We start from the raw sequence: 22995 nt of genomic DNA, 5'->3' as shown, positions 1-22995 counted from the left end.
AAGATGGAACCAAAGATGGATATCGCGGGGCTGGAGGCGTTCGTCGCGCAGCATTTCCCGCAGTTGGGCAATGACTTTACTGTTGAAAAACTGACAGAAGATGGGGTGTCGATGCGGCTTAACGTGCGTGATCATCATTTGAGGCCGGGCAACACCGTCTCTGGTCCGTCGATTTTCGCACTTGCTGATGTGGGCATGTATCTGGCCATTCTGGCACGTATCGGGCCGGTTGCCTTGGCGGTGACGACGAATTGTTCCATTGATTTCATGCGCAAACCTGCGGCCGGTACTGATCTTTTGTGTGAAACGCGGTTGTTAAAACTGGGTCGTGTTCTGGCTGTTGGCGATGCAATGATTTTCAGTGACGGCCAGACGGCCCCGGTGGCACGCGCATCACTGACTTATTCTATCCCCCCATCATAAAAAGGGGCCGGAACAGGTCCGGCCCAGTCAGGAAGAGGCAGGAGGGGATTAATCCTGCCAGAACGGTTTTGAGGCCTCTGCTTGGGCAGAGAGACGATCCAAACCGATGTCGTGAAGCAAATGCGCCTCGAGCGATCTAAGCGCATGTCGCGTTTTGCGACGCGTGTCCCAAAGTGTCACAGCGACTGCGAATTTGACCGCCAGGTCTGCAACAAGTGGCAGGTTCGCTTGGGCGTTCAGTGCATTCAGATGCGCGGTGTGGAGCGCGTGTGACATGGGACAACTCCTTAAATTGTATTGACACAATATAGCGAAATGCTATGACTTATTGATACAAAGTGTTTTGATGCGGGTCTATGAAATGATTGTATCCGATACAATTTGGCAGCCGAACCTCTCCAATGTCGGTAAATCGAAGTACAAAGCGCTTGCGCAGGCGATCCGTGATGGAATTGCCTCTGGTGATTTGGCGGCTGGGTCCAAACTGCCAACGGTACGCGACCTTGCGTACCGCGTTGGCGTGACGCCGGGCACCGTGGCACGGGCCTATAGTCTGCTGACAGACGAAGGACGGTTGCACGCGGAAGTGGGCCGCGGCACCTATGTTGCGGGTTCAAAACGCAAGGAAAAAGCGCTTGAACCGCCGCTTGTCCATCTGGTCGATGAAAGCACAGCAGATTTCCGCAGCAGCCGGGTGCCTGATGTCGGTCAGGGGCTGTTGATTGACGATGCGTTGATGCGCCTTGGCCAATCGCATCGGCGCAGGCATATCAACTACCCGACACCGGTCACCGACATTGAAGCACGTGAAGCGGTGGTGGATTGGATTGGGCCTGTGCGGGTTGGAAACCTTGATGCCCACCACGTCGTTTTGGGGAACGGGGCACAGAATTGTGTTATCCTGACGTTGCAAGCCGAACTGCATGGCGCGCACCCTGTGATCCTGACGGAAGAGTTAGCGTACCCCGGTGTCAGGCACGCCGCGCGATTGTTGCGTGCGCAGGTTGTTGGCGTTGCCATGGACGACGAGGGTATCATTCCGGCGGCATTGGCCGAAGCCTACCGCACCCATGGTGGTCAGGTGCTTTTGACCTCCGCAGAGGTGCATAGTCCGACAACGACCAAAACCAGCTACGCGCGCAAGAAAGAGATCGCAGCGCTTGCCGAACGGTTTGGCCTGACAATTATCGAGGATGATTGCCACAGCATCGCGCCGACAGAGGTGCCTGCCTATCGGGCGATCCTACCAAGGCAATCGTATTTCATTTCATCCCTGACCAAGGGGGTCAGTGGGGCGTTGCGCTTTGGCTATGCGGTCACGCCAGTGAACAGGTATAAAGAGTTGCGGCAGGTCGCCCAAAGCTCTTTTCATGGGATAGCCCAGCCGATGTTGGATGTTTGTTCTGATCTGATGGCGTCTGGCGATGCGGGTCGCGTAAAGGATAAGGTGATTGCACATACAGCAGAACGCGTCCGGCTGGCGGTGAACCGGCTGGGTGGATGGGACCTGCGTTGGCGCGAAGATGCGCCGTTCTTGTGGTTGCAACTGCCGCAAGGCTGGCGGGCGTCTAGCTTTGCCTTGGCTTGCGAGCGCAAGGGGATATCGGTGCGACCGGCGGATGAATTCGTTTTGTCGGACCAACGGGCCCCGAATGCGGTGCGTCTGGCGGCGACAACCTGCGTGGCAGAGCCGCGTTATCTACAAGCGCTTGATGATATGAATGCCTTGCTTGGGAATCCTGTGGCGATAATGGAAAGCTGATGGGGTATAATAATACCTAATTTGTAACATATTGTTTTTGCTTATATTATACGCTCTCACACCGCTTGACTGTGTCGTGCACCCCTTTATAACGCCCCAATCGAATGACACGTGGTGCAAACCACCCCAAACTTTTGGTGTAATATGAAAACCTTTACCGCAACTCCTGCGGATATCGACAAGAAATGGATCCTGATTGACGCTGAAGGCGTTGTTCTGGGTCGTCTTGCGTCGATCATCGCGATGCGCTTGCGCGGCAAGCACAAACCTTCCTTCACGCCGCACATGGATATGGGCGACAACGTGATCGTCATCAACTGCGAAAAAATCCAGATGACCGGCAAAAAGCGTGAAGAAAAGTACTACTGGCACACTGGTCACCCCGGTGGGATCAAAGAAAAAACCAAGGCTGACATTCTTGAGGGCAAAAACCCCGAGCGTGTTGTCATGAAAGCCGTGCAGCGCATGCTGCCCGGTGGCAAGCTGTCCCGCCAGCAAATGACTCACCTGCGCGTTTTCGCAGGCACAGAGCATGGCATGGAAGCCCAAAAGCCCGAAGTTCTGGACGTTGCGTCCATGAACAAAAAGAATACGAGGACCTCATAATGGCCGATCAAGTAAACTCGCTCGAAGAGCTGGGCCAAGTCGCTGAAGGTGTCGAAGCTGCACCAGAGGCTGTGGTTGAAACTGCTATCACACGTGAGCCTGTGCGTGATGAACTGGGCCGGTCATATGCAACTGGTAAGCGGAAAGATGCGGTTGCCCGCGTTTGGATCAAGCCGGGTTCCGGCAAAGTCGTCGTGAACGGCAAGGACATGGACACATATTTCGCGCGTCCTGTTTTGCAGATGATCCTGCGTCAGCCGTTTCAGGTTGCCGGTGTTGTCGATCAGTTCGACGTGATGGCAACAGTTGCCGGCGGTGGCCTGTCTGGTCAGGCTGGTGCGGTCAAGCACGGTGTGTCAAAGGCGTTGCAACTTTACGATCCGACACTGCGTGCAGCATTGAAAGCCGCTGGCTTCCTGACACGCGACAGCCGTGTGGTTGAGCGTAAGAAGTACGGTAAGGCGAAAGCCCGTAAGAGCTTCCAGTTCTCCAAGCGTTAATCGCTGCTATCAGAACAGAACGAAAAAGGGCGCTCGATTGGAGCGCCCTTTTTGATTTACATCGCGTTGAACATGAACCGCAAAGTGACAGGTGTCACGCGTGTGATTGAATCCAAGCTGGCCAGACCTTGAAGGACATCAATACCGGCATCAACGCCAAGTTCCTCGGTGCTGAGGTACGTGGCTGTGTTTGTGCTTGCCATCACTTGATTGTCGCTGACCCGCAGAATGAACATATCCAGAAAGACCGGGACATCTTGCCCCATCAAGCTAAGGTCACCATCGACCGCCAGTGTCATGCTCTCGCCGGGGGCAAGCCCTTCCAACGCGGCCATATCAATTTGTGCAGAAAGGCCAGCGGTTGACGCTCCGTTGAAGACATGCGCGCCCATTCTTTCGTTGCGAATGTCGATGTTTGTGTTGACCGATGACAGGTCGATATCGACGTTGACTGTGCCATCGCTGCCAACTGATCCTGAAAGCCGCGAAAACACATGCGACTCTCCGATATAATCGTTCTTGATGGACCCAAAGGATACAGATGATGTCGCCGGATCCAACGTCCACTCGGTTGCGAACGCGGGTGCCGCAGTCAATACGCACGCGGCGGTTGTCATTTTTAGAAATTTCATTTTCGATATACTCCTACAACTCATTAACCTGTGCCGCATGCCGTTCTTGAAAACCCCATGCAGTAGCCGCCATCTAGAATGTCAAAAGGTGCGAAAATGTGGCGCGCTGACCCACGATCATGGCAATGTTTTGGAGATGAATGATATCCGTTAGGCTGATCTGCTGACCCTAGGGCAGTTGGTAGGACAGTCTCACGCCGAGCGTCTCAATCCCCGGATTGACCTCGGTGGCATTGGCATTGGACCGATGATCGAAGAACACCGACAGGCTGCCCGTATCCCCAAAGTTTACGCCAGCCCCAAGCGATCCGCGCCATTGCACGGGAAATCCAAGGTCAGGGCCTTCACCACGCAAGTAAAGGCCGGGTATCAATGAAAGTTCGATAAAGATAGGGCTGTCGCTGATGCGTTCGGTTGACCATTTGCCGCCGGCACCCAGCCAAAAATCGTTGTCTGTCGTCAGGCTTGCACCGACCGTCGGCTGTATCGCCCCATAGCGCTTGGGCAGGTCGTAGCTGATGAAAAGCTCTTCACCGATATCGTCTTCCTGAAAATAGGTGTCGCCATATTGGACATGCACACGCTCGGGCGCTAGGGATTGCGAAAAGCAGTCGGCCGGACAATCGTTGAGGTAGGTATCGGTGCCGCCCAGAATAAAGAAGAACACCGCAAATCTGCTGTCCATAATCTGCCTTTATGTATCCGGTGCGATCAGGCCAAGGCCACGCAGGTAAATGCCAATCCCGGATTCCAGCAGGTCCTCGGGGGGGAAGGGGCTTTGCGTGCCAGGGTTAGAGCGGGCGAAGAGTTCGACCACACCGTGGCTCATCGCCCAGATATGGGCGCTGAACATCTGCGGCGGAGGGCGTTTGTCAGCTGGTATATGCTGGCTGAGCTCTTCCGCGGCTTTTTCAAGCACACCCATGGCGCGGGTGGCGACGGCGTTCAGTTCCGGGGTGCGGTTGATCGAAATACCGGATTCGAACATGGCAATGTAGTAACCGGGGTATTTGCGCGCGAAAGCCAGATAGGCGCGACCAGTAGATTCGAAAGCTGCAAGTGCAGATGGCTGACCACCGCCATAAGCATGCTCCATCAGGTCGCCAAACATCTCATAGCCTTGATGGGCGGCGGCAGCGATCAGGTCTTCGCGCCCTTCGAAATGGCGGTAAACGGCGGCAGGGGTTACGCCAGCCTCGCGCGCGGCTTCGGACAGGGTAAACCCGGTCGGTCCGCGCTTTTCAATCAGCGTCAGGCAGCCGTTAATCAGCGCTTCGCGCAGATTGCCGTGATGATAACCGCGTTTAGGCATGCCAGAGGTCGGGGCCTCCTACGACTTTGTCATCAAGCGGGGCGAGCGCGGCTTTGTCGTGAGGGTTGTAATCAAGCTGGCTCAGCACATGACGGATAACCTGTACGCGGGCGCGACGTTTGTCGTCAGAGCGTACAATCGTCCAAGGTGCCACGTCAGTATGCGTGCGTTCCAGCGTTTCGCCAATCGCGCCGGTGTATTCATCCCATTTGGCAAGGCCATCGACGTCAATCCAGCTTAGCTTCCATTGCTTCAGCGGGTCTTTCTCGCGGTCCAAGAACCGTTTCAGCTGCGTTGCGCGGCCGACATTCAACCAGATCTTGATCAACTTGATCCCTTCGTTGACCAGCATATCCTCGAATTCGGGGGTTTGTGCAAACCAACGGGCACGTTGATCAGGCGTGCAAAACCCGAAAACATGCTCGACCACGCCACGGTTGTACCAACTGCGGTCAAAAATGGTGATTTCACCCTTCGCGGGCAGGTGCGCGATGTAGCGTTGGAAATACCACTGGGCTGCCTCTACATCCGTGGGTTTGGAAAGTGCTACCAGCTTCGCCCCGCGAGGATTAAGATTCTCGCGTAATCGTTTGATTGTGCCGCCTTTTCCGGCGGCATCACGGCCTTCAAACACAACTGCAATCCGTTGCCCTGTGTCACGCGCCCAAGACTGCATGCGCACCAGTTCGATCTGAAGGGCAGCCAAGGCTTCTTCGTATTCGCTACGCTTCCAGCGGTGGTCATAAGGATAATCAGCATTGAGGATATCGGCCTTGCCTGCGGCCTTTACTGCTGCACGCACGTCCTCGGGAGCGTCTTCCTTAAAATAGTGGCTGATCCCACCATCAAATGGTAAATTCATGAAAACTCTCCCGAACGTCTTACACAACATATGGGGGCTATTGGCAAAAAGCGCAATTGATATGCTTGCGGACTAAATGCCGGCCCTTTGTGCGGCACGGTTAATCGCCGCCACGGCCGCTTCGGGGTCGGCGTGATGGGGCATGTGACCAACGCCCGGCAGACGCACCGTGTTGACCTGTGGCACGATTTTTTCAATTTCTTCGGCGTGAATATGAATGGGGACCGTCTTGTCTTCTTCACCATGCACGATCTCAATCGGGAGGGTCAGTTCGGGATAGCGTTGTGACAGCGTCACCACATGCGGGCGCGAGGTATTCACCTGACGGGCGTTTGCGCGCATGCTATCCGGTCGCAGGGTCAGGCCGGCACCGATGTAGTCCGCATAGCCATCCGGCGGGCTTTGTGGGGCAAAAGTAGCCTGAATACTGCTATCCACCAATGAGGGTGGCACAAAAGCCGATATCGCAGGGATCGTGACAACACCGCCAAACGCGCTGCCGTTGATCTGATAGTACCGGTCGAGATCACCCGGCCATGGCATGGTGACACCTGCAAATGAAACGACGGCTTTGGCATTCACCGGGCTGTCTTCGTCCAGTCCGGCAACCGCCCAGGCGTAAGACACGATGCCGCCAAAGCTGTGGCCTGCAACGATTGGATCGGTGATGCCGATCCTTTCGGCAGCCTCTCGCAGCATTGCCGCTTGTGCTTGCGGGCTGTCGCCTTCGGTCGCGGTCAAGCCTTTGGCAACGCCGGGCACCCGGTCAGTATAGCCCAAACCAGGGCGGTCAAATGCGGTGACAGTGTAGCGGTCCGACAAGCGCCCCATCAAATCAAAGGTGAACTCGCGCAGATTACCACCGGCCCCATGCAAAAGGATCAAATGCGGCCCCGTGCCTTGTTGGACATAGTGCACCTGACCACCGGTCACTTCGACAAATTGCCCAAGTGGGGGAAAGGCGGTCTCGGCCTGAGACGCGCGATATTGCGCTGTCAGCCCGGTCGCCAACGCGCCAAGTCCGATAACAACAGTGAGCGTCTTAAGTGCCAATTCTGTCCAACTCAAAATGTGTGGTCTGGTAGATTTCGTTTATCCAGTTTCCATATAGAAGGTGTGCGTGGCTTCGCCACCTGTTCTGCGGCTGTTCCGTTGGGTCATCGCCCGGATAGTAGTTCATCGGCACGTTAATCGGCGTACCATTGCTGATGTCGCGGTCATATTCCTGCTTGAGCGTGCCGCTGTCATATTCAAAGTGGTTGAAGATATAGAGCGCGCGATGCGCCTTATCTTCAACGAGTGCGGGGCCTGCTTCGTCGCTGGTGATTAATGTGGTCAGCCCGCCCGCGGCGTCGATCTCATCCTGCCGCATCTCGGTCCAGCGGCTGACCGGGATCACGCAATCGTCAGAGAAGCCGCGCAGGTAGGGCGACGCGGGCGCAGTGTTCCGGTGCCGGAAACAGCCAAAGGCCTTGTGATCCAGCATGTGTTTTTTGACACCGTGGAAGTAGTTGATCATCGCCATCCCACCCCAGCAAACGCCAAAGGTCGAATGCACGTGGGTCTGGGTCCAATCAAAGACCTGCGTGAGCTCTTGCCAATAGGTGACGTCCTCAAAGGGCAAATGTTCAATCGGGGCGCCTGTGATGATCAGCCCGTCAAATTTCTCGTCTTTCACGTCCGAGAACGGGCGATAGAATTCTTCCATATGCTCAGCCGCGGTATTTTTGGTCTGATGCTCGGACATCCGCACCAATGAAAGTTCAATCTGCAATGGCGTCGCCCCGATCAGACGCGCGAACTGGTTTTCGGTCTGGATCTTCTTGGGCATCAGGTTCAGCAAAGCGATCCGCAACGGGCGGATATCCTGACGGGCGGCTGTATCTTCATCAAGCACCATGACGCCTTCGTTCGACAGAACGTTATAGGCGGGCAGGGCGGCGGGCAGTTTAATCGGCATGATTTTGATCCTGATAGGAGGGCAGAGATAGGCGGCTTAGCTGCGCATCTCAAGGGCGTCGGCGATCATGCCGACAAAGCCCTCCGTATCTTTGACCTGCTCAACGGCCTGTTGCGGCACGGTAAGGCCCCATTTGTCCGCCATCGCTTTGTAGCGTGGCTGACGATGCGCCAGCGCCTTGGCAAAGGCCCAGCGGATGAAATCGTCGGGGTTCACCTTGTCAGGGGCCACGTTGAATTCTGCCAGATAGGCATTCCAAGTGGCCAGCAGGAATGTCGGGTCATAGGACATCGGCTTGGGTTCGCGATCAAACCTGCGGATCAGTTCGGCAGTATGGGCGTCCGTGCCTTCGATCCAGACCATGAGCGTTTTGGATGCCAGATCTGTCATGATTGGATCAGCGGGGTCATCCACATCGACCCATTCACAGATCGACCCGCCTGTGTCGCAGACAAAGTGGGGGTATTGATAAAGCCTGCTGGAGCGTTCGATGAAATGGCCCGTGTCATGCAGCGCCGCAATTTCGGCCTGTTGAAACTGGTCCTGACGGCGGGTGTATTCGTCCCACGGCAGGCCGCCCAACGCCTCATCACCCGGCTTGCCCAGATAGGACGACATCGGGCGCAGGTCGTTGAATGAGATGTTCGAGCCGATATAGATGCTGTCGCTGCGCAGAAGATCCCGCAGGAAAGGTACTTTCATGGCCTCGCGTTTGGCGTTGTCGGCAATCAGCTCGCCCATATACCGCGTGCCGATCCGGTAATCGATGGAATAATGAAACCAGTCGCCCGTGCTGCGCAGCATGTTCGACAGGTATGTCTTGCCCAAACCGGACATAGCAAAGAGCAAAACACGTTTCTGCGGGGCGTTGCGCCATTCTGATGCGGAAGGATAAATCATAAAGCGTGGGTAGCTGCTGATATCCGCGTTTTCCAGTGGTTTTTGCGGCACTTACCCGATCAACCAGTGGAAAGTGCGTTTCAGCACCGCATGGCCGTCCGCCGTAACTGGCGTACCATGTGCCAGCAAGACCCGTTCAATCGGCCAATCCAACACTTTTTCGACAGAGGCGCGCGCTTTGGCTTTATTGCGAAATCCGAGCCGAAATTTACGCGGCACATTGGGGATATCACCCACCATCAGATCGAGCCGGGCAATCACGCCGCGCCAGCCGGTGTGAAAACCGGTTGAAAATTGTTGAATGAGGTCGGTGAAGATCACCGTCCGGCTGAGCTGGTGAAAGAACACCACCTCGTCAGTGAGGTTGTTGTTTAAAACAATCTGGTCGATCTGATTGGCCCACGCAGCGTCCGGGTCGTCACCCAGCACCCCGTTGAACCGCAAATCAGACCGTTTTGAATGCAGGCCAGAAAGCCCGTAAAGCCGTGCTTTGGGATAGGCGGCCTGCCATTCGCTTAGAAACATGTGATGAAACATGTTCGGTGCTATCAGGTGGCTAACAGTGCCAAGCGCATCAATCTGTGCTTTGAGCACATCATGCAGCGCTATAGGTGACCATACCAGCAGGTCACCCCTCTGCAATCGCATCACCGCGCAGCGCGTCGGGTACGTGAAACCCATGACACTCAGGTCACTTCCGTCCGCAATCCATATATCATCGGCAAAAGATGTCAGCATTGGCAGGCCTTATCCACAAGCGGACTGGCGCGACCTTAGAATAGGCCTGTGTCCGACAGCAAGCTGACAGAAATTCGCCAGCTTGCTGCGATCTATCTGCTTAGCTGAGAACGCCGGGCCAGTTGGCGTCAGCGGCCATGATGTGCCCGGGAATGTCGCGCTCCCAACGGCGGCGCACACTGGTCGAGAAATTCAGGTAAAGTTTGTCTTCGACGATTGTCCACGCCTCCGGCACTGTTGATGCAGTATAACCTTGGCTGACGGCAAAGGCACAGTACCCGCCGTATTTTGGGGCGTAAGCCTCTGGATCGGCGGCAAACGCATCGCGGTTCGCCTCGGATGAGAAACGCCATGTCACGCCCATATAGTCATGGGTGATGGCCGCGTCGCCCGCAACCGGTGCGCCTTCGGTGAAGTAGGCCACCACATCCGAGCCATCAACCGCGACTCCGTCGTTGTTGTAGACCTCTGGCGTTGCGGCCATAGCGCGGGGTGCCAGTGCTGCGGCGGCAGGAACGGCCAAGGCGAGGGTGAAAAAGTGACGACGTGTGAATGTCATGGGTCAAGTCTCCAGGATCAGTGTTTTGTTGCGTTGATCCCAGATGGGGCAACTGAGCCTGCAAAAGCTAGAGGCCACACAGACATGTGACCTTTCGTTGCAAAGCGCTTATGCGCCCCGCCAGATCCAACCGCCGCCCAAAACGCGGCTGCTTTCAGGGTCGTAGAACACGCAGGCCTGCCCGGGTGACACGCCTTGTTCGGCCACCAGCAGTTCCACCTCTGCCTCTGTGTCAGAGATCGGTCGTAACACAGCATCGGTTGGCGGGCGCGTCGAACGGACCCGCACCGCAATCTGGCGTTCGCCGATGTCCATCAGGTTGCCACCACCAATCCAGTTAATTTCGCGGATCGGAACCCGGCGCGTTGCCAACAGGTCCTTTGGTCCAACAACCACCTGTTTGGCATCCACATCCAGCTTGACCACATAAAGCGGATCAGCCAGCCCACCGATGCCCAGCCCACGGCGCTGACCGATCGTATAGTGGATCACACCCTTATGCGTGCCCAACACGCGGCCTTCGGTATCGACGATATCACCGGGCGCGGCGGCACCAGGGCGCAGTTTTTCAATCACCGCGGCGTAGTCGCCATTGGGCACAAAGCAGATATCCTGACTATCGGGCTTATCAGCGACGCTGAGACCGTATTTGCCGGCGAGCGCGCGTGTCTCTTCTTTGGATGCGTGGTGGCCCAGCGGAAAGCGCAAGTAATCCAGCTGTTCTTGCGTGGTTGAGAACAGGAAATAACTTTGATCCTTGGTCGGGTCTGCGGCGGAATGTAGCTCGGCTCCGTCCAAGCCCATCTTGCGTTGAATATAGTGACCGGTGGCCATGCAGTCGGCATCAAGGTCCTTGGCGGTTTCCAAAAGGTCCTTGAATTTCACCCGCTCATTGCAGCGGATGCAGGGAACGGGTGTCGCGCCGCCGAGATAGCTGTCGGCAAATTCATCCATGACTGCTTCGCGGAAGGTGTTTTCATAATCCAGCACGTAATGGGGAAACCCCATTTCCTCGGCCACACGGCGGGCATCGTGGATATCGCGGCCAGCGCAGCAAGCCCCTTTTTTGGCCAGCGCGGCCCCATGGTCATAAAGTTGCAAGGTTACGCCAACCACATCGTAACCTTCTTCTGCCAGCTTTGCTGCCACAACAGAGCTGTCCACGCCGCCGGACATGGCAACAACAACGCGCGTTTGCGCAGGTGGTTTTGCAAAGCCAAGCGAGTTCAGCGGCGAATCAAGCGACATGGGTCAATCCAATAAGGAAGGTTTCGCGATGAAATATAGGAAAATGCGAGGCACTCTCAAGGGGGCCTTATACCTCTCATTAAACCCTCGGGGGCATAAATATCCGTGGAGTGTAAGAAAGGGGTGCAAAACATGTACTTACGAAAAGTCGAAGGGCCAAGGTCTGTGACCTTGGCGGATGGGTCCATTATGACACGTGCTGATCTGCCATGTCAGAAAACACGGCGCTGGGTTGCGTCGCGCAAAGCGGCGGTCGTACGCGCGGTCTCGGCAGGGCTGATTCTGCGTAAAGACGCGTTGGAGCGTTATGCTTTGTCCGATGAAGAGTTCTCAGAGTGGGAAACAGCCGTTGATTTACACGGTGAAGCTGCATTGCGCGCTACATCTTTGCAACGCTATAGACAACCCTAGGTAGAAGTGCGACATAGTACGGGGGTGGTAACGTGTGGTTAACCTTTATTGGTTTAGGTTAACTGCACCGAACTCAGAGCGGAGTAGTACTATGCGAGTTTTGCTGGTTGAAGATGACCCAACAACGTCCAAAAGCATCGAACTGATGCTGACCCATGCTAACCTGAATGTCTATGCAACGGATATGGGCGAAGAAGGGATCGACCTGGCGAAGCTGTATGATTACGATCTGATCCTGCTGGATCTGAACCTGCCCGATATGAACGGTCACGAGGTGCTGCGACAGTTGCGTCTTAGCCGTATTGATACGCCTATATTGATCCTCTCAGGGGACGATGGGACAGAAAGCAAGCTAAAAGGCTTTGGTTTTGGCGCAGATGACTATCTGACAAAACCCTTCCACCGCGAAGAACTCGTGGCGCGTATTCATGCGATTATCCGACGGTCGAAAGGCCATGCGCAGTCAATCATCAAGACCGGGCAGATCGCCGTGAACCTGGACGCCAAGACGGTTGAGGTCGAAGGCAGCACGGTTCATTTGACGGGCAAAGAGTACCAAATGCTCGAACTGCTCAGCCTGCGAAAGGGAACAACCCTAACGAAAGAGATGTTTCTCAACCATCTTTATGGCGGCATGGACGAACCCGAACTGAAGATCATTGATGTCTTCATCTGTAAGTTGCGCAAAAAACTAAGCGAGGCAACAACGGGCGACAACTATATCGAAACCGTGTGGGGGCGTGGCTATGTGTTGCGCGATCCCGAACCCGTGACGGTGCCCGAAAAGATCGCTGTAAACGCCTGATTGGTCAGACGGAACCATGTGATGTGCGATGCGTCCGGCCGCAACTCGACGCTGGACGCCGCGCAACAGCCCGCATAATTATGACGTGAAACCCCAGAAAGCGGGGCGTCAGAATGCGGGGGCCAACGTGGCTGAAAGAACAGAACTGAAACAGCCGACATCTGGCGATATCGACGCGGCAACTCTTTCGCCTGAACAGGCGGCGGCCGAGCTTGCGTGGCTTTCACAGCAATTGATCAAGGCGAACACCGCCTATCATCGTGACGATGCACCTGACATCAGTGATGCGACCTATGATGCGCTGAAACGGCGAAATGCAGCTATTGAAGCGCAATTTCCTGAACTCAAGCGGGACGACAGCCCAAGCGACCTTGTTGGTGGGGCCATTGCCGAAGGTTTTGGCAAGGTGCAGCACGTGGTGCGTATGCTGTCGCTTGGAAATGCATTCGATGATGATGACGTGGTTGAGTTTGATCAGCGTATCCGTAAATATCTTGGATGGGCTGCCGATACATCGCTTGCCTACACCGCTGAGCCAAAAATCGACGGCCTGTCTTTGTCGCTGCGTTATGAGAACGGCAAACTGATCCAAGCCGCCACACGGGGTGATGGCGAAACAGGCGAGAATGTGACGGCTAACGCCCGCACCATTGCCGATATTCCACATGAAATTTCAGACGCACCTGATGTTTTGGAAGTCCGCGGTGAAGTTTACATGAGCCACGCAGATTTTGCTGCACTCAACGCGCGGCAAAGCGAAAATGGTGGCAAGACATTTGCCAATCCGCGTAATGCAGCCGCCGGATCACTGCGCCAGTTGGATGCCGAAATCACGAAATCACGCCCTTTGCGGTTTTTTGCATATGCTTGGGGCGATCTCTCTGCGCCGCTTGCCGAAACACAATCAGGTGCGATCGCGCGACTGGCGGCCTTTGGATTTTCAACGAACCCACTGACGCAGACCTGCGATGGACCGACGGAAATGATCAGCCACTACAAGATGATCGAAGCGCAACGCGCGGACCTCGGCTATGACATTGATGGGGTTGTCTACAAGGTGGATGACCTGAGTTTACAGCGCAGGCTTGGGTTTCGGTCCACAACACCACGTTGGGCAATCGCCCATAAGTTTCCCGCAGAACTGGCGTGGACGACGTTGGAGGCGATCGACATTCAGGTGGGGCGCACCGGTGCATTATCGCCTGTAGCGCGCCTGCGTCCTGTGACCGTCGGGGGCGTCGTGGTTTCCAACGCGACATTGCACAACGAAGACTATATCGCCGGCCGCGACGGCAATGGTGCGCCAATCCGCGAAGGGCGCGACATTCGCGTGGGCGATTGGGTGCAGGTCTACCGTGCGGGAGATGTCATCCCGAAAATCAAGGACGTTGACCTCGCCCGCCGACCCGCTGATGCGACGCCCTATGCGCTACCAACCAAATGCCCGGAATGCGGCTCTGATGCGATCCGTGAAGAGGGCGACGCGGTCCGCCGCTGTACAGGCGGTATCATCTGCCCTGCCCAAGCCGTTGAAAAACTGAAGCATTTTGTCTCGCGCGCCGCCTTCGATATCGAAGGGCTTGGCGCAAAACAGGTTGAGCAGTTTTATGCGGATGGTTGGATTGCGACGCCAGCGGATATCTTCACTTTGCGTGAACGGTTCGGCGAAGGGCTGCAACAACTGAAGAACCGCGAAGGCTGGGGCGAGAAAAGTGCCGCGAACCTTTTTGATGCAATTGATGAAAAGCGCAGTATCGGCCTGGCGCGGGTTATTTTTTCGCTGGGCATACGCCATGTCGGCGAAAACAGTGCAGCACTTTTGGCGGGTCACTACACCTCTTGGGCAGCGTTCGAACAGGCCATGACGACAGCCCGGATCGGCGAAGGCGCGATATGGGATGACCTGACTGGCATCGACGGCGTTGGTGATGTGATGGCGACGTCGGTTGTCACGACGATGCAGCAAGAGGCGGAACGTGCGTCGATTGACCGGTTGATTGCGCAACTGAGCGTTCAAGATGCTGAAATCCGAGCGACTGATAGCCCCGTTGCAGGCAAAACGGTGGTCTTCACCGGCACATTGGAGCGTATGACACGCGCGGAAGCCAAGGCGCGCGCGGAAAGCCTTGGCGCGAAAGTGTCAGGGTCCGTCAGTGCAAAAACGGATATTCTGGTTGCGGGCCCCGGTGCCGGGTCCAAAGCAAAGAAGGCCGCAGATCTAGGCGTTGAAACGATGGATGAAGACGCCTGGCTTGCCCTGATCGGCGACGCATGAGTGGGCGGCCAGAGGTCCTTTTCCCGCTCTTTGGTGCGCTGACGCAGCTGGACGGCATCGGGCCGAAAACGGCACAAACGCTTGATGGGGTCGGGATCGCAAAACCGCTGGACGTTTTGATGACGCTGCCCCTGTCGGGCGTGGATCGGCATCGCCGCGCCAGCATCCGCGAGGTTGTCGCACCCAGTGTCGCAACGGTCGAGGTGATCGTTGGTGAACACCATCCGCCGCGCACCCGTGGGCGCCCATATCGTGTTCATGTTGAGGATGCAGAAACCTCTTTTCAACTCGTGTTTTTCCATGCCCGCGGTGATTATTTGCAGCGGCTTTTGCCGACAGGACAAAAGCGTATCGTGTCCGGCAAGGTTGAGATTTTCGATGGGATCGCGCAGATTGTGCACCCAGATCATGTACTTCCGGTGGCCGAGGCTGAGGATATTCCCACATTTGAACCGGTGTATCCGTTGCATGCCGGGATCACCCAGAAAACGATGTGGAAGGCCACGCGCTCTGCGATGGCAATGATGCCGGATTTGCCGGAATGGATTGATCCGGCCTTGAAAGCAAGAGAGAAGTGGCCTGCCTGGGCGGCGGCGATGCGGCTGGTCCATACCCCGCAAGCAACCTCTGATTTATCGCCACATGCGCCCGCACGGGAACGTTTAGCCTATGATGAACTATTGGCGCATCAACTGACATTGGCATTGGCGCGGGCAGCCACGCGCAGGTCCAAGGGGATCGCTTCGGTTGCAACGGGCGTATTGTCCGACAAGGTTTTGGCCGCCTTGCCTTACAAGCCAACTGGCGCGCAACAACGGGCGTTTAGCGAAATAGCGGCGGATCTGGCCACGCCATTACGGATGAACCGGCTGCTGCAAGGTGATGTCGGCTCGGGTAAAACTTTGGTGGCGCTGATGGCGTTGCTTGATGTGGTCGAAGCGGGCGGGCAGGGCGTGATGATGGCCCCGACCGAGATTTTGGCGCGGCAGCATCTGGAGGGCTTGCAGCCTTTGGCGCAAAGTGCTGGCGTTGTTCTGGAAATCCTGACAGGGCGCGATAAGGGGTCTGCCCGTGCCGCAAAGCTGAAGGCGCTTGCTGACGGAAAGATCAACATTCTTGTCGGCACCCATGCCGTGTTTCAAAAGGATATCGTTTTCAATGACCTACGCCTTGCAGTGATTGACGAACAACATCGCTTTGGTGTGTCCCAACGCATGGAGCTGGGGGCGAAGGGACAGGCGGTTGATGTGCTGGTGATGACGGCAACACCCATCCCGCGTTCTCTCGCCCTTGCGCAATATGGCGATATGGATGTGTCTGTTCTTGATGAAAAGCCGCCTGGTCGCACCCCGGTGCAAACCGCACTGGTGTCGGCCACCCGCATGAATGAGGTGATTGAAAAACTGCGTAAAGCGGTCGCGGACGGCAGGCAGGCCTATTGGGTTTGTCCTTTGGTGGAAGAAAGCGAAGTGATTGATCTGACCGCCGCCGAAGAGCGGTTTAAACGATTGCGTGCTACCTTGGGTGAAGGCGTGGTTGGATTGGTCCACGGTCAAATGCCATCGGCCGAAAAAGACGCCGCGATGGCACGATTTGTTGCGGGAGAAACCAAAGTTCTGGTGGCGACGACGGTCATTGAGGTAGGTGTAAACGTGCCCAATGCGTCGATCATGATGATCGAACACGCCGAGCGATTTGGTCTTGCACAACTGCACCAGCTACGGGGCAGGGTCGGGCGTGGCGCTGCGGCCTCGACTTGTTTGTTGATCTACCAGGCTCCTTTAGGCGAAACCAGCCGACAAAGGTTAGAGATCATGCGTGAGACAGAAGATGGCTTTCGCATATCCGAAGAAGATCTTGCAATGCGCGGCGCAGGTGATGTGATCGGCACCGCCCAATCAGGCATCCCGCGCTTTCGGATAGCTGATCTGGAACGGCAGGCAGGGCAGATGGCTGTTGCCCAAACAGATGCGCGCGCGCTGCTGAATGAAGACCCAAAGCTGGAAACAGACCGTGGGAAGGCCGCCAGAACACTGCTTTGGCTGATGGAACAGGATAAGGCGATCCGTTTGATATCAGTGGGTTAGCCTTTATCGTCACAAAATGTTCTCAAATGTTCCACAAAAGTTCTTTACACGGCGTTAACGATATGAGAACAAAGTGGCAACAGAACATTAAAGGAACACGATCATGGCAGAAGAGATTAAATCAGTAATCGCGCGTTCTCGCGACACGATTATCGCCGATGCTTTGGGCGTAGCTGCTTTGATGGTCATGCTGATTGTTGGATTGGCCTTGCCCGGGCTGATCTGACCTGCCGGACGATCCCGGCCCGGTCCATCACATTGCCCTGTCCCAAGAATGCAATGATTGATGACCTGCCTGTCTGACGTCCCATGCGGGGGTTTTGCCTCTCCCCAAGGAACACTGGATCGGGCTGGATCGTTTCAAACCTGCCGCCGCCATCTTCCCGGATGTGCGGCGGTTTTTTTATGCAGAGGCCGGTTGGGTGTGCAATGCATCCAGCGTGGCATCAAAGGCCAGCATGATGGATGCGTGACGGTTCTTGTAGTCTTTGGCCGGTTGCAGAACCTCAAGATCGCTGAACGGGGCAGGCGGCACAGGCCCGTCTGACTTCAACATCGCATAAAGCGCATCGCGCCCGGCTTGAACCTGTTCCAGGGTCAGTCCCACAACGCTTTTGCCAACAACAGCCGCCGCTGCCTGTCCCAAGGCGCAAGCTTTCACATCCTGCCCATAGTCGGTGATTACACCATCGGTGATGTTCACATCGACCGTAACGGTGGACCCGCATAAGGGCGCACGTTTCTTGGCTGTCGCGGTCGGATGATCCAACCGTGTCGTGCGCGGCATGTCAGCAGCCAGCGCCAGAATGCGCCCGGAGTAGAGTTTGATCAGATCGTTTTCCGCCGACATCGCGTTGCCCTTTTGCTTGCCCTTCATTAGATAGTGCCGACCGACCCGCTTGCAAAGGTTTTCGACATGCCGTTTGACCCCGCGACACTGCGCTATAACGATGCAGGCCTTATCCCCGCCATCGCACAGGATGCCACAACAGGTGAAGTGCTGATGATGGCGTGGATGAACGCGGAGGCGGTTGCACAGACATTGCAAACGGGCCGCGTGACATATTGGTCGCGATCCCGGCAAGAGTTCTGGATCAAAGGCGCGACAAGCGGTCATACGCAAGAGTTGGTCAATTTCCGTGTGGATTGTGACCGTGATTGCCTGCTGGTCACGGTCAATCAAACCGGGGCCGCGTGCCACACCGGACGGCGCACCTGCTTTTACACCGAAGTGCAAGGCGGCGACGAAGTTGAAGTCGTCAAACTTCCGTAAGCCCTACTAAGCGCCTGATATCATTTGGTGTTGCGCCCTCAGCGCGAAACTTTGACAAGGCACGCGCATCATCCCGTTTTGCCAGCCTTTTGCCGTTGTCGTCGCGGATCAAGCGGTGATGATGATACCGCGGGGTAGGCAAACCAAGCAGCTTTTGCAGGGTAACGTGAATTGGCGTTGCATCAAACAGGTCCGAACCACGCACCACATCTGTTATCCCTTGCGCCGCATCATCGACAACCACGCTAAGATGATATGACGTTCCCATATCACGCCGCGATAGAACCACGTCGCCGATTGACCGCAGCATTTCCTCTTGGGTTACGGTGATCATGCGCCTTTTGCCATGAAGCATTTCTTCAAAGCCAAGCACATGGGTCCAAGGCGCGTCGGGTACGACGCGATGTTTACACACCAACCGTGTTGCTTTGGTCATATCAAGTCGCAGCGGCACGTCATTGGGACGCGGACCGGGGTCATAAGGGTCAACGCTGCCAGCGCAGGTGCCCGGATAAACGATCCCATCGGGTCCCATCGTGGCACCTTCCTGTGGTGCGCTGGCGGCTGTTTCGATGTCCCGTCGTGAACAATGGCACGGGTAAAGCAACACATCGTTCCAAAGACGGTCCAGCGCTGTTTCATAAGCCGCCTGTCGTTCGGATTGTCGCATCACGGGTTCCGGCCACCACAGCCCCAACCAGCGCAGGTCGTCATAAATCTGCGCCTCCCATTCGGGCCGTGCGCGTGATTGATCAATATCCTCGATACGCAAAAGGAACGTGCCGTTTGCGTCCATCGCCATGTCATGCGCCAGCATCGCTGAGTACGCATGCCCCAAGTGCAGCGGCCCCGTGGGCGATGGTGCAAACCGTGTGATCACAGGCGGCGCAGTATGATAACGTCCGCGCCCATGTCGACATCATCCAGATGCGGACCATGCTCGCGAAAGATCACCTCGGCATGGCCTTGTGTGACCTCTGCCTGCAATGCATCGGCGTATGATGGATCGGCCAATGTGGGATCGTTGAAAGACAGGCCCAGTAAACCACCCGCAGCCAGTTGCGCGACGAGAGGGGCCAGAACGCCCGCCGGAGCAGCCCCAAGGCTGATCACACCAACGGCTGCGATGATCGGATAGGTACCAGCCGCAAACCCCATATCGTCAGGCGCGCTGTGCCAGGTTTTGCGGTAAATCCCCCGCGATGCGGCTTTTTCAAGCATTTCTGCGGTGACATCGGTGCCGTCGATTGTTTCAAAACCAGCACGGCGCAACGCGGCACCGCCGATGCCTGTTCCACATCCGAAATCCAGCACCACTTGGTCCAAAGCCGCGTGATCAGCCAATGCTGCCGCCAACCGATCCGGGGTGCGATAGCCGCGTGCTGAAACCTCCGCATCATAGTTTTCCGCCCAGTCAGCGTAGACAGCGATGGTTTCATCGACAGGGCGCGGGGTCCAAAGGGACGGGCGCAGGACTTCCTTTTTCTTGGTCATACGCTCAATCTAGAAGCAGGCGTCAGGCGGCGTCCAGTGCTGACTGCCCAAGCCAGGCCTGCCATTCGGCTTTGGCGCGGTCCGTGTAGGCTTTGTAGCGATCCTTACGGTTGCGCCGTCCGCTTTTGACGCCCTCAAGTGGGGGGAACAGGCCAAAGTTCACGTTCATCGGCTGAAAAGTCTTCGCCTCAGCGCCGCCTGTGATATGCGTGACAAGCGCGCCCATTGCCGTCATATTTGGCACCGGGTTCAGCGTTTGGCCTGTCATCTCTGCCACGGCCATACGGCCTGCCAACAGTCCCATTGCAGCACTTTCGACATAGCCTTCAACACCAGTGATTTGCCCAGCAAAGCGGATATTGGGGCGACTACGCAGGCGCATCTGATCGTCAAGCAGCGTGGGTGAGTTAATGAACGTATTGCGATGGATGCCACCAAGGCGCGCAAACTCCGCATCCTCCAAACCAGGTATTGTTTTAAAAACAGCCTTCTGTGCGCCATACTTCATCTTTGTCTGAAAGCCGACGATATTGTAAAGCGTACCCAACGCATTATCGCGGCGCAGTTGCACGACCGCATAGGGTTTGTTGGTGGGATCGTTGGCGTTGGTCAAACCAACAGGCTTCATTGGACCAAAGCGCAGGGTTTCGCGGCCACGCTCCGCCATCACCTCAATCGGCAAACAACCGTCAAAGTACCCGGCCGTTTCGCCTTCTTTGAACTCGGTCTTGTCGGCGGCTAGAAGGGCATCAATGAACGCTTCATACTGGTCCTTGGTCATCGGACAGTTCAAGTAGGCGGTTCGCTCTTCCTCAGTCTCGCCTTTGTCATAGCGTGATTGCATCCATGCGGTATCCATATTGATGCTGTCATGATAGACAATGGGGGCGATGGCATCAAAAAAGGCAAGCGCCTCGGCACTGGTTTCCGCCTGAATGGCCGCCGCTAAAGCACCTGATGTCAGCGGGCCAGTTGCCACAATCCATTGCCCTTCGCGCGGCAGTTCCGTCACTTCGTCATAAGACACCGTGATGTTTGGATGCGCCTTGAGCGCCGCAGTCACACTTTCCGCAAACGGATCACGATCCACTGCCAAAGCACCACCCGCCGGCAGCCGATGACGGTAGGCTGTCTGCATGATCAAACCATTCGCTTGCATCATTTCCCAATGCAGCAAACCTACGGCGTTCTGCTCATGGTCGTCAGACCGGAAAGAGTTCGAGCATACCATTTCGCCCAGGTTCCCGGTGCGATGCGCGAAGGTTTCCACCTTGGGCCGCATTTCATGGATCACGACCTTTAGCCCGGCGTTTGCTGCCTGCCAGGCCGCCTCAGATCCGGCCATACCGCCGCCAATGATGTTCAATGTCTGTTGCATGCTGTCGATCTAATCCGGGCGAGGCCAAAAGAAAAGACCCGCAGCAACATGCCGCGGGTCTTAAAATTACGATAGCGTCGGGTTGCTTAGAAGATACCAAGAAATGTCCGGTTATCCGTAAATGTTCCGCCTTTGGGGCCGAAGTTATAGTCAACGCGCAGTCCGAAGTACGATTGCGGATCTTGGGCAACGATTTCAACGTCGTCCTCTTCGCCGGAAAGTCCGATGCGTCCAATGGATGCAGTGATACCGACCCCGTTGCTGAAGTCATAACCGGCATGGAATGCATAGTTGGTGCGGCGGCCTTCGATGATTGAACCAGTTTCGATGACGCTAATCAGAACCGGTGAAAATGCGTCATATGTAAAGCCGCCATTCCATCCCTGGCCGCTTCCAAACTCGGCACTAAAGCCGCCGAATGTATATTCGTCATCGCCAAATTCCAAATCAGTGATGCCGTAGTAGACATCAAACTTGGATGTTTGTGTCAGCGCGCCAAACTCCACCCCGATGGCGTTGACCGGATCATCCAGATAATCAGCTGATTCCGATGTCACAAAAAGCCCGAACGCAGTGTCAGGAGAGGGCAGATACAGGCCGTGAAGTGTAAAGCTGGTTGTATCCAACTCGCCGTCATCAAACGGGATATCATCGCCAGTGAAAGCATAGATCCCAAGGCTCGCGCCAAGGGCAAATTGCGTGCCTAGGCTGACTTCAGCGGTCCCTTTCAGGTCACCCATACCAAAGTCGCGATCATCTTCCGTCAAGACGGTCGAACCCCATTCGACGGAAATGCCAGAGATGCCTTGCGCCATCAGAGGTGTTGCCGTCGTTGCCACGATGAACGCGGTCAAAATGCTCTTATATATCATCCTATTACCCATCTCAAAAAAACCACCCACCGCCATTAACCCTGAGGTTGCGCAAAACGCAAATGACCAAAATCCAAAATATCCAAACTGTACTTTTGGCGTCACAACTTACCATATTTTTACAGAACACCCCGCTGTTACAGCGGGATGTTTTGTTGATATTTATGGCGAGGGCGGGCTGGCCTTGACTGCTTCGTTCGCGCTGCGCCTGCCAAAGGTCGTACCGCCATTTGGTCCAAGCGCGATGCTGGCTTGAATGCCAAAAGTGGTTTCTTCTGAATCGCCAGTCGGCTCTTCGATATCAAGCAAACCAATCGTTGCGCCGAACTTCGGTCCTTGTGGCAATGTGTAAAAACCGCCGATTTCAAGCGCCGCGGCTGAAAAGCCGTCGCCAGTGTAGGCATCAAGGTTCACGGCAAAATCAAAGCCGTCCGCGATGCCATATGTTCCGCCCAGACCATAAATCGTCAGATCCCGGCCAATGCCGTCTCCGGCACTGCCAAAGTAGCCTTCAGCATCACCAAAGCCGAAATCATATTTGAACTCGGCACCAATCATGCTGCTGCTGTCCCCATCAGCAAAGTCAGCGCCGGCAAAGAAGCCAACGGCGGTTGATGGGTTCACTTGGTAAAAGACGTGAGTGGTCAGATTGGCGACACCCGATGGGCCCAGCTCAAAGTCATATGTTGTGGCATCGACCGCAACTGAAACGCCATAAAATGCGTCAAATTCGGCAGAGCCAAAATACGTCGTGCTGCCAAAACCATCAACATCCGTCACGTCACGATATTCAATCCCGAGTTCCGCACCGCTGAACCCTTGGGCAAACCCGGTCGTGCCAAAGCCCGCGACCAATGCCGTCGATAGAAGCAATTTCTTTAACATCTCGATACCTCAT

At 55.8% G+C, this 22995-nt stretch carries 27 protein-coding genes; 10 read left to right on the top strand and 17 right to left on the bottom strand.

What is annotated here, in order from left to right; all coding sequences use genetic code 11:
- Positions 1–3 precede the first annotated feature (3 nt).
- Positions 4–423, top strand: a complete 420-nt coding sequence (locus MWU60_RS03150; RefSeq protein ID WP_247225588.1) for a PaaI family thioesterase — start codon at positions 4–6, stop codon at positions 421–423.
- Between the two features lie 48 nt (positions 424–471).
- Here MWU60_RS03150 and MWU60_RS03145 read toward each other — a convergent pair whose 3' ends face one another.
- Positions 472–699, bottom strand: coding sequence for a DUF1127 domain-containing protein (locus tag MWU60_RS03145; RefSeq protein ID WP_247225587.1), 228 nt, complete (start codon positions 697–699; stop codon positions 472–474).
- 85 nt (positions 700–784) lie between these two features.
- Here MWU60_RS03145 and MWU60_RS03140 point away from each other — a divergent pair, with 85 nt between their 5' ends.
- From MWU60_RS03140 to rpsI, 3 genes are all read left to right on the top strand, one after another.
- On the top strand, positions 785–2185 hold the full coding sequence (locus tag MWU60_RS03140; protein WP_247225586.1) for a PLP-dependent aminotransferase family protein: 1401 nt from the start codon (positions 785–787) through the stop codon (positions 2183–2185).
- Positions 2186–2329: 144 nt separating this feature from the next.
- Positions 2330–2791: a 50S ribosomal protein L13 gene (gene rplM, locus MWU60_RS03135; protein ID WP_247225585.1), complete on the top strand. Its 462-nt coding sequence runs from the start codon at positions 2330–2332 to the stop codon at positions 2789–2791.
- Positions 2791–3291, top strand: coding sequence for a 30S ribosomal protein S9 (gene rpsI, locus MWU60_RS03130; RefSeq protein WP_247225584.1), 501 nt, complete (start codon positions 2791–2793; stop codon positions 3289–3291). Before rplM ends, rpsI begins: the two co-directional genes overlap by 1 nt.
- 56 nt (positions 3292–3347) lie before the next feature.
- On the opposite strand, the gene MWU60_RS03125 is transcribed toward rpsI, so the two are convergent.
- The 10 genes from MWU60_RS03125 to mnmA form a co-directional block, all read right to left on the bottom strand.
- Positions 3348–3923: a YceI family protein gene (locus MWU60_RS03125; protein ID WP_247225583.1), complete on the bottom strand. Its 576-nt coding sequence runs from the start codon at positions 3921–3923 to the stop codon at positions 3348–3350.
- Positions 3924–4092: 169 nt separating this feature from the next.
- Positions 4093–4608, bottom strand: a complete 516-nt coding sequence (locus MWU60_RS03120; RefSeq protein ID WP_247225582.1) for an acyloxyacyl hydrolase — start codon at positions 4606–4608, stop codon at positions 4093–4095.
- Between the two features lie 9 nt (positions 4609–4617).
- The gene (locus tag MWU60_RS03115) at positions 4618–5235 is read right to left on the bottom strand and encodes a TetR/AcrR family transcriptional regulator (RefSeq protein ID WP_247225581.1); all 618 of its coding nucleotides are present in this window, start codon (positions 5233–5235) and stop codon (positions 4618–4620) included.
- Entirely contained in the window at positions 5228–6097 is an 870-nt protein-coding gene (ppk2, locus tag MWU60_RS03110) for a polyphosphate kinase 2 (protein ID WP_247225580.1), read from the bottom strand. The genes MWU60_RS03115 and ppk2 overlap by 8 nt, the downstream gene beginning before the upstream one ends.
- Positions 6098–6169: 72 nt before the next feature.
- Entirely contained in the window at positions 6170–7165 is a 996-nt protein-coding gene (locus MWU60_RS03105; protein WP_348644664.1) for an alpha/beta hydrolase, read from the bottom strand.
- Positions 7140–8057, bottom strand: coding sequence for a homoserine O-succinyltransferase (gene metA, locus MWU60_RS03100; RefSeq protein ID WP_247225579.1), 918 nt, complete (start codon positions 8055–8057; stop codon positions 7140–7142). The genes MWU60_RS03105 and metA overlap by 26 nt, the downstream gene beginning before the upstream one ends.
- A 36-nt stretch (positions 8058–8093) precedes the next feature.
- Positions 8094–8957: an ATPase gene (locus MWU60_RS03095; RefSeq protein WP_247225578.1), complete on the bottom strand. Its 864-nt coding sequence runs from the start codon at positions 8955–8957 to the stop codon at positions 8094–8096.
- 51 nt (positions 8958–9008) lie between these two features.
- On the bottom strand, positions 9009–9695 hold the full coding sequence (locus tag MWU60_RS03090; protein ID WP_247225577.1) for a DUF4336 domain-containing protein: 687 nt from the start codon (positions 9693–9695) through the stop codon (positions 9009–9011).
- Between the two features lie 100 nt (positions 9696–9795).
- Entirely contained in the window at positions 9796–10254 is a 459-nt protein-coding gene (locus tag MWU60_RS03085) for a YHS domain-containing (seleno)protein (RefSeq protein ID WP_247225576.1), read from the bottom strand.
- A gap of 108 nt (positions 10255–10362) precedes the next feature.
- The gene (mnmA, locus tag MWU60_RS03080) at positions 10363–11502 is read right to left on the bottom strand and encodes a tRNA 2-thiouridine(34) synthase MnmA (RefSeq protein ID WP_247225575.1); all 1140 of its coding nucleotides are present in this window, start codon (positions 11500–11502) and stop codon (positions 10363–10365) included.
- A 132-nt stretch (positions 11503–11634) separates the two neighbouring features.
- Between mnmA and MWU60_RS03075 the strand changes: the two genes are divergently transcribed.
- The 5 genes from MWU60_RS03075 to MWU60_RS19480 all read left to right on the top strand — a co-directional run bounded on the left by MWU60_RS03075 (position 11635) and on the right by MWU60_RS19480 (position 17306).
- Complete coding sequence (locus MWU60_RS03075) at positions 11635–11913, top strand: DUF1153 domain-containing protein (RefSeq protein WP_247225574.1); 279 nt, start codon at positions 11635–11637, stop codon at positions 11911–11913.
- 91 nt (positions 11914–12004) lie between these two features.
- Positions 12005–12718 carry a response regulator transcription factor CtrA gene (locus MWU60_RS03070; protein ID WP_247225573.1) on the top strand — a complete coding sequence of 238 codons (714 nt, stop codon included), beginning with the start codon at positions 12005–12007 and terminating at the stop codon, positions 12716–12718.
- A gap of 169 nt (positions 12719–12887) precedes the next feature.
- The gene (gene ligA, locus MWU60_RS03065) at positions 12888–14993 is read left to right on the top strand and encodes an NAD-dependent DNA ligase LigA (protein ID WP_247226159.1); all 2106 of its coding nucleotides are present in this window, start codon (positions 12888–12890) and stop codon (positions 14991–14993) included.
- Positions 14990–17080 (top strand): ATP-dependent DNA helicase RecG, encoded by a 2091-nt coding sequence (gene recG / locus MWU60_RS03060; RefSeq protein WP_247225572.1) that lies wholly within the window; start codon positions 14990–14992, stop codon positions 17078–17080. Before ligA ends, recG begins: the two co-directional genes overlap by 4 nt.
- A 103-nt stretch (positions 17081–17183) precedes the next feature.
- Positions 17184–17306 (top strand): hypothetical protein, encoded by a 123-nt coding sequence (locus MWU60_RS19480; RefSeq protein WP_281493182.1) that lies wholly within the window; start codon positions 17184–17186, stop codon positions 17304–17306.
- 177 nt (positions 17307–17483) lie between these two features.
- On the opposite strand, the gene MWU60_RS03055 is transcribed toward MWU60_RS19480, so the two are convergent.
- Positions 17484–17930 (bottom strand): iron-sulfur cluster assembly scaffold protein, encoded by a 447-nt coding sequence (locus tag MWU60_RS03055; protein WP_247226158.1) that lies wholly within the window; start codon positions 17928–17930, stop codon positions 17484–17486.
- Positions 17931–17996: 66 nt separating this feature from the next.
- On the opposite strand from MWU60_RS03055, the gene hisI reads away from it, so the two are divergent.
- On the top strand, positions 17997–18353 hold the full coding sequence (gene hisI, locus MWU60_RS03050; protein ID WP_247225571.1) for a phosphoribosyl-AMP cyclohydrolase: 357 nt from the start codon (positions 17997–17999) through the stop codon (positions 18351–18353).
- On the opposite strand, the gene gluQRS is transcribed toward hisI, so the two are convergent.
- The 5 genes from gluQRS to MWU60_RS03025 all read right to left on the bottom strand — a co-directional run bounded on the left by gluQRS (position 18340) and on the right by MWU60_RS03025 (position 22982).
- On the bottom strand, positions 18340–19233 hold the full coding sequence (gluQRS, locus tag MWU60_RS03045) for a tRNA glutamyl-Q(34) synthetase GluQRS (RefSeq protein WP_247225570.1): 894 nt from the start codon (positions 19231–19233) through the stop codon (positions 18340–18342). The two genes, hisI and gluQRS, sit on opposite strands and share 14 nt — an antisense overlap.
- On the bottom strand, positions 19230–19847 hold the full coding sequence (locus tag MWU60_RS03040) for a methyltransferase domain-containing protein (protein WP_247225569.1): 618 nt from the start codon (positions 19845–19847) through the stop codon (positions 19230–19232). Before MWU60_RS03040 ends, gluQRS begins: the two co-directional genes overlap by 4 nt.
- 22 nt (positions 19848–19869) lie before the next feature.
- A complete protein-coding gene (gene trmFO / locus MWU60_RS03035; RefSeq protein WP_247225568.1) occupies positions 19870–21225 on the bottom strand; it encodes a methylenetetrahydrofolate--tRNA-(uracil(54)-C(5))-methyltransferase (FADH(2)-oxidizing) TrmFO in 1356 nt (451 codons plus the stop codon).
- An 86-nt stretch (positions 21226–21311) separates the two neighbouring features.
- On the bottom strand, positions 21312–22097 hold the full coding sequence (locus MWU60_RS03030) for a hypothetical protein (RefSeq protein WP_247225567.1): 786 nt from the start codon (positions 22095–22097) through the stop codon (positions 21312–21314).
- A 162-nt stretch (positions 22098–22259) separates the two neighbouring features.
- Positions 22260–22982, bottom strand: a complete 723-nt coding sequence (locus tag MWU60_RS03025) for a hypothetical protein (protein ID WP_247225566.1) — start codon at positions 22980–22982, stop codon at positions 22260–22262.
- Positions 22983–22995: the final 13 nt, after the last annotated feature.

Source organism: Yoonia sp. F2084L (assembly GCF_023015625.1).
Classification (GTDB): domain Bacteria; phylum Pseudomonadota; class Alphaproteobacteria; order Rhodobacterales; family Rhodobacteraceae; genus Yoonia.
This window is presented reverse-complemented; position numbering and strand designations above follow the sequence as displayed.

Coding starts and splice junctions, on each gene's coding strand:
- MWU60_RS03150 (WP_247225588.1), top strand. CDS start 4: ATGGAACCAAAGATGGATATCGCGGGGCTGGAGGCGTTCGTCGCGCAG.
- MWU60_RS03145 (WP_247225587.1), bottom strand. CDS start 699: ATGTCACACGCGCTCCACACCGCGCATCTGAATGCACTGAACGCCCAA.
- MWU60_RS03140 (WP_247225586.1), top strand. CDS start 785: ATGATTGTATCCGATACAATTTGGCAGCCGAACCTCTCCAATGTCGGT.
- rplM (WP_247225585.1), top strand. CDS start 2,330: ATGAAAACCTTTACCGCAACTCCTGCGGATATCGACAAGAAATGGATC.
- rpsI (WP_247225584.1), top strand. CDS start 2,791: ATGGCCGATCAAGTAAACTCGCTCGAAGAGCTGGGCCAAGTCGCTGAA.
- MWU60_RS03125 (WP_247225583.1), bottom strand. CDS start 3,923: ATGAAATTTCTAAAAATGACAACCGCCGCGTGCGTATTGACTGCGGCA.
- MWU60_RS03120 (WP_247225582.1), bottom strand. CDS start 4,608: ATGGACAGCAGATTTGCGGTGTTCTTCTTTATTCTGGGCGGCACCGAT.
- MWU60_RS03115 (WP_247225581.1), bottom strand. CDS start 5,235: ATGCCTAAACGCGGTTATCATCACGGCAATCTGCGCGAAGCGCTGATT.
- ppk2 (WP_247225580.1), bottom strand. CDS start 6,097: ATGAATTTACCATTTGATGGTGGGATCAGCCACTATTTTAAGGAAGAC.
- metA (WP_247225579.1), bottom strand. CDS start 8,057: ATGCCGATTAAACTGCCCGCCGCCCTGCCCGCCTATAACGTTCTGTCG.
- MWU60_RS03095 (WP_247225578.1), bottom strand. CDS start 8,957: ATGATTTATCCTTCCGCATCAGAATGGCGCAACGCCCCGCAGAAACGT.
- MWU60_RS03090 (WP_247225577.1), bottom strand. CDS start 9,695: ATGCTGACATCTTTTGCCGATGATATATGGATTGCGGACGGAAGTGAC.
- MWU60_RS03085 (WP_247225576.1), bottom strand. CDS start 10,254: ATGACATTCACACGTCGTCACTTTTTCACCCTCGCCTTGGCCGTTCCT.
- mnmA (WP_247225575.1), bottom strand. CDS start 11,502: ATGTCGCTTGATTCGCCGCTGAACTCGCTTGGCTTTGCAAAACCACCT.
- MWU60_RS03075 (WP_247225574.1), top strand. CDS start 11,635: ATGTACTTACGAAAAGTCGAAGGGCCAAGGTCTGTGACCTTGGCGGAT.
- MWU60_RS03070 (WP_247225573.1), top strand. CDS start 12,005: ATGCGAGTTTTGCTGGTTGAAGATGACCCAACAACGTCCAAAAGCATC.
- recG (WP_247225572.1), top strand. CDS start 14,990: ATGAGTGGGCGGCCAGAGGTCCTTTTCCCGCTCTTTGGTGCGCTGACG.
- MWU60_RS19480 (WP_281493182.1), top strand. CDS start 17,184: ATGGCAGAAGAGATTAAATCAGTAATCGCGCGTTCTCGCGACACGATT.
- MWU60_RS03055 (WP_247226158.1), bottom strand. CDS start 17,930: ATGTCGGCGGAAAACGATCTGATCAAACTCTACTCCGGGCGCATTCTG.
- hisI (WP_247225571.1), top strand. CDS start 17,997: ATGCCGTTTGACCCCGCGACACTGCGCTATAACGATGCAGGCCTTATC.
- MWU60_RS03040 (WP_247225569.1), bottom strand. CDS start 19,847: ATGACCAAGAAAAAGGAAGTCCTGCGCCCGTCCCTTTGGACCCCGCGC.
- trmFO (WP_247225568.1), bottom strand. CDS start 21,225: ATGCAACAGACATTGAACATCATTGGCGGCGGTATGGCCGGATCTGAG.
- MWU60_RS03030 (WP_247225567.1), bottom strand. CDS start 22,097: ATGATATATAAGAGCATTTTGACCGCGTTCATCGTGGCAACGACGGCA.
- MWU60_RS03025 (WP_247225566.1), bottom strand. CDS start 22,982: ATGTTAAAGAAATTGCTTCTATCGACGGCATTGGTCGCGGGCTTTGGC.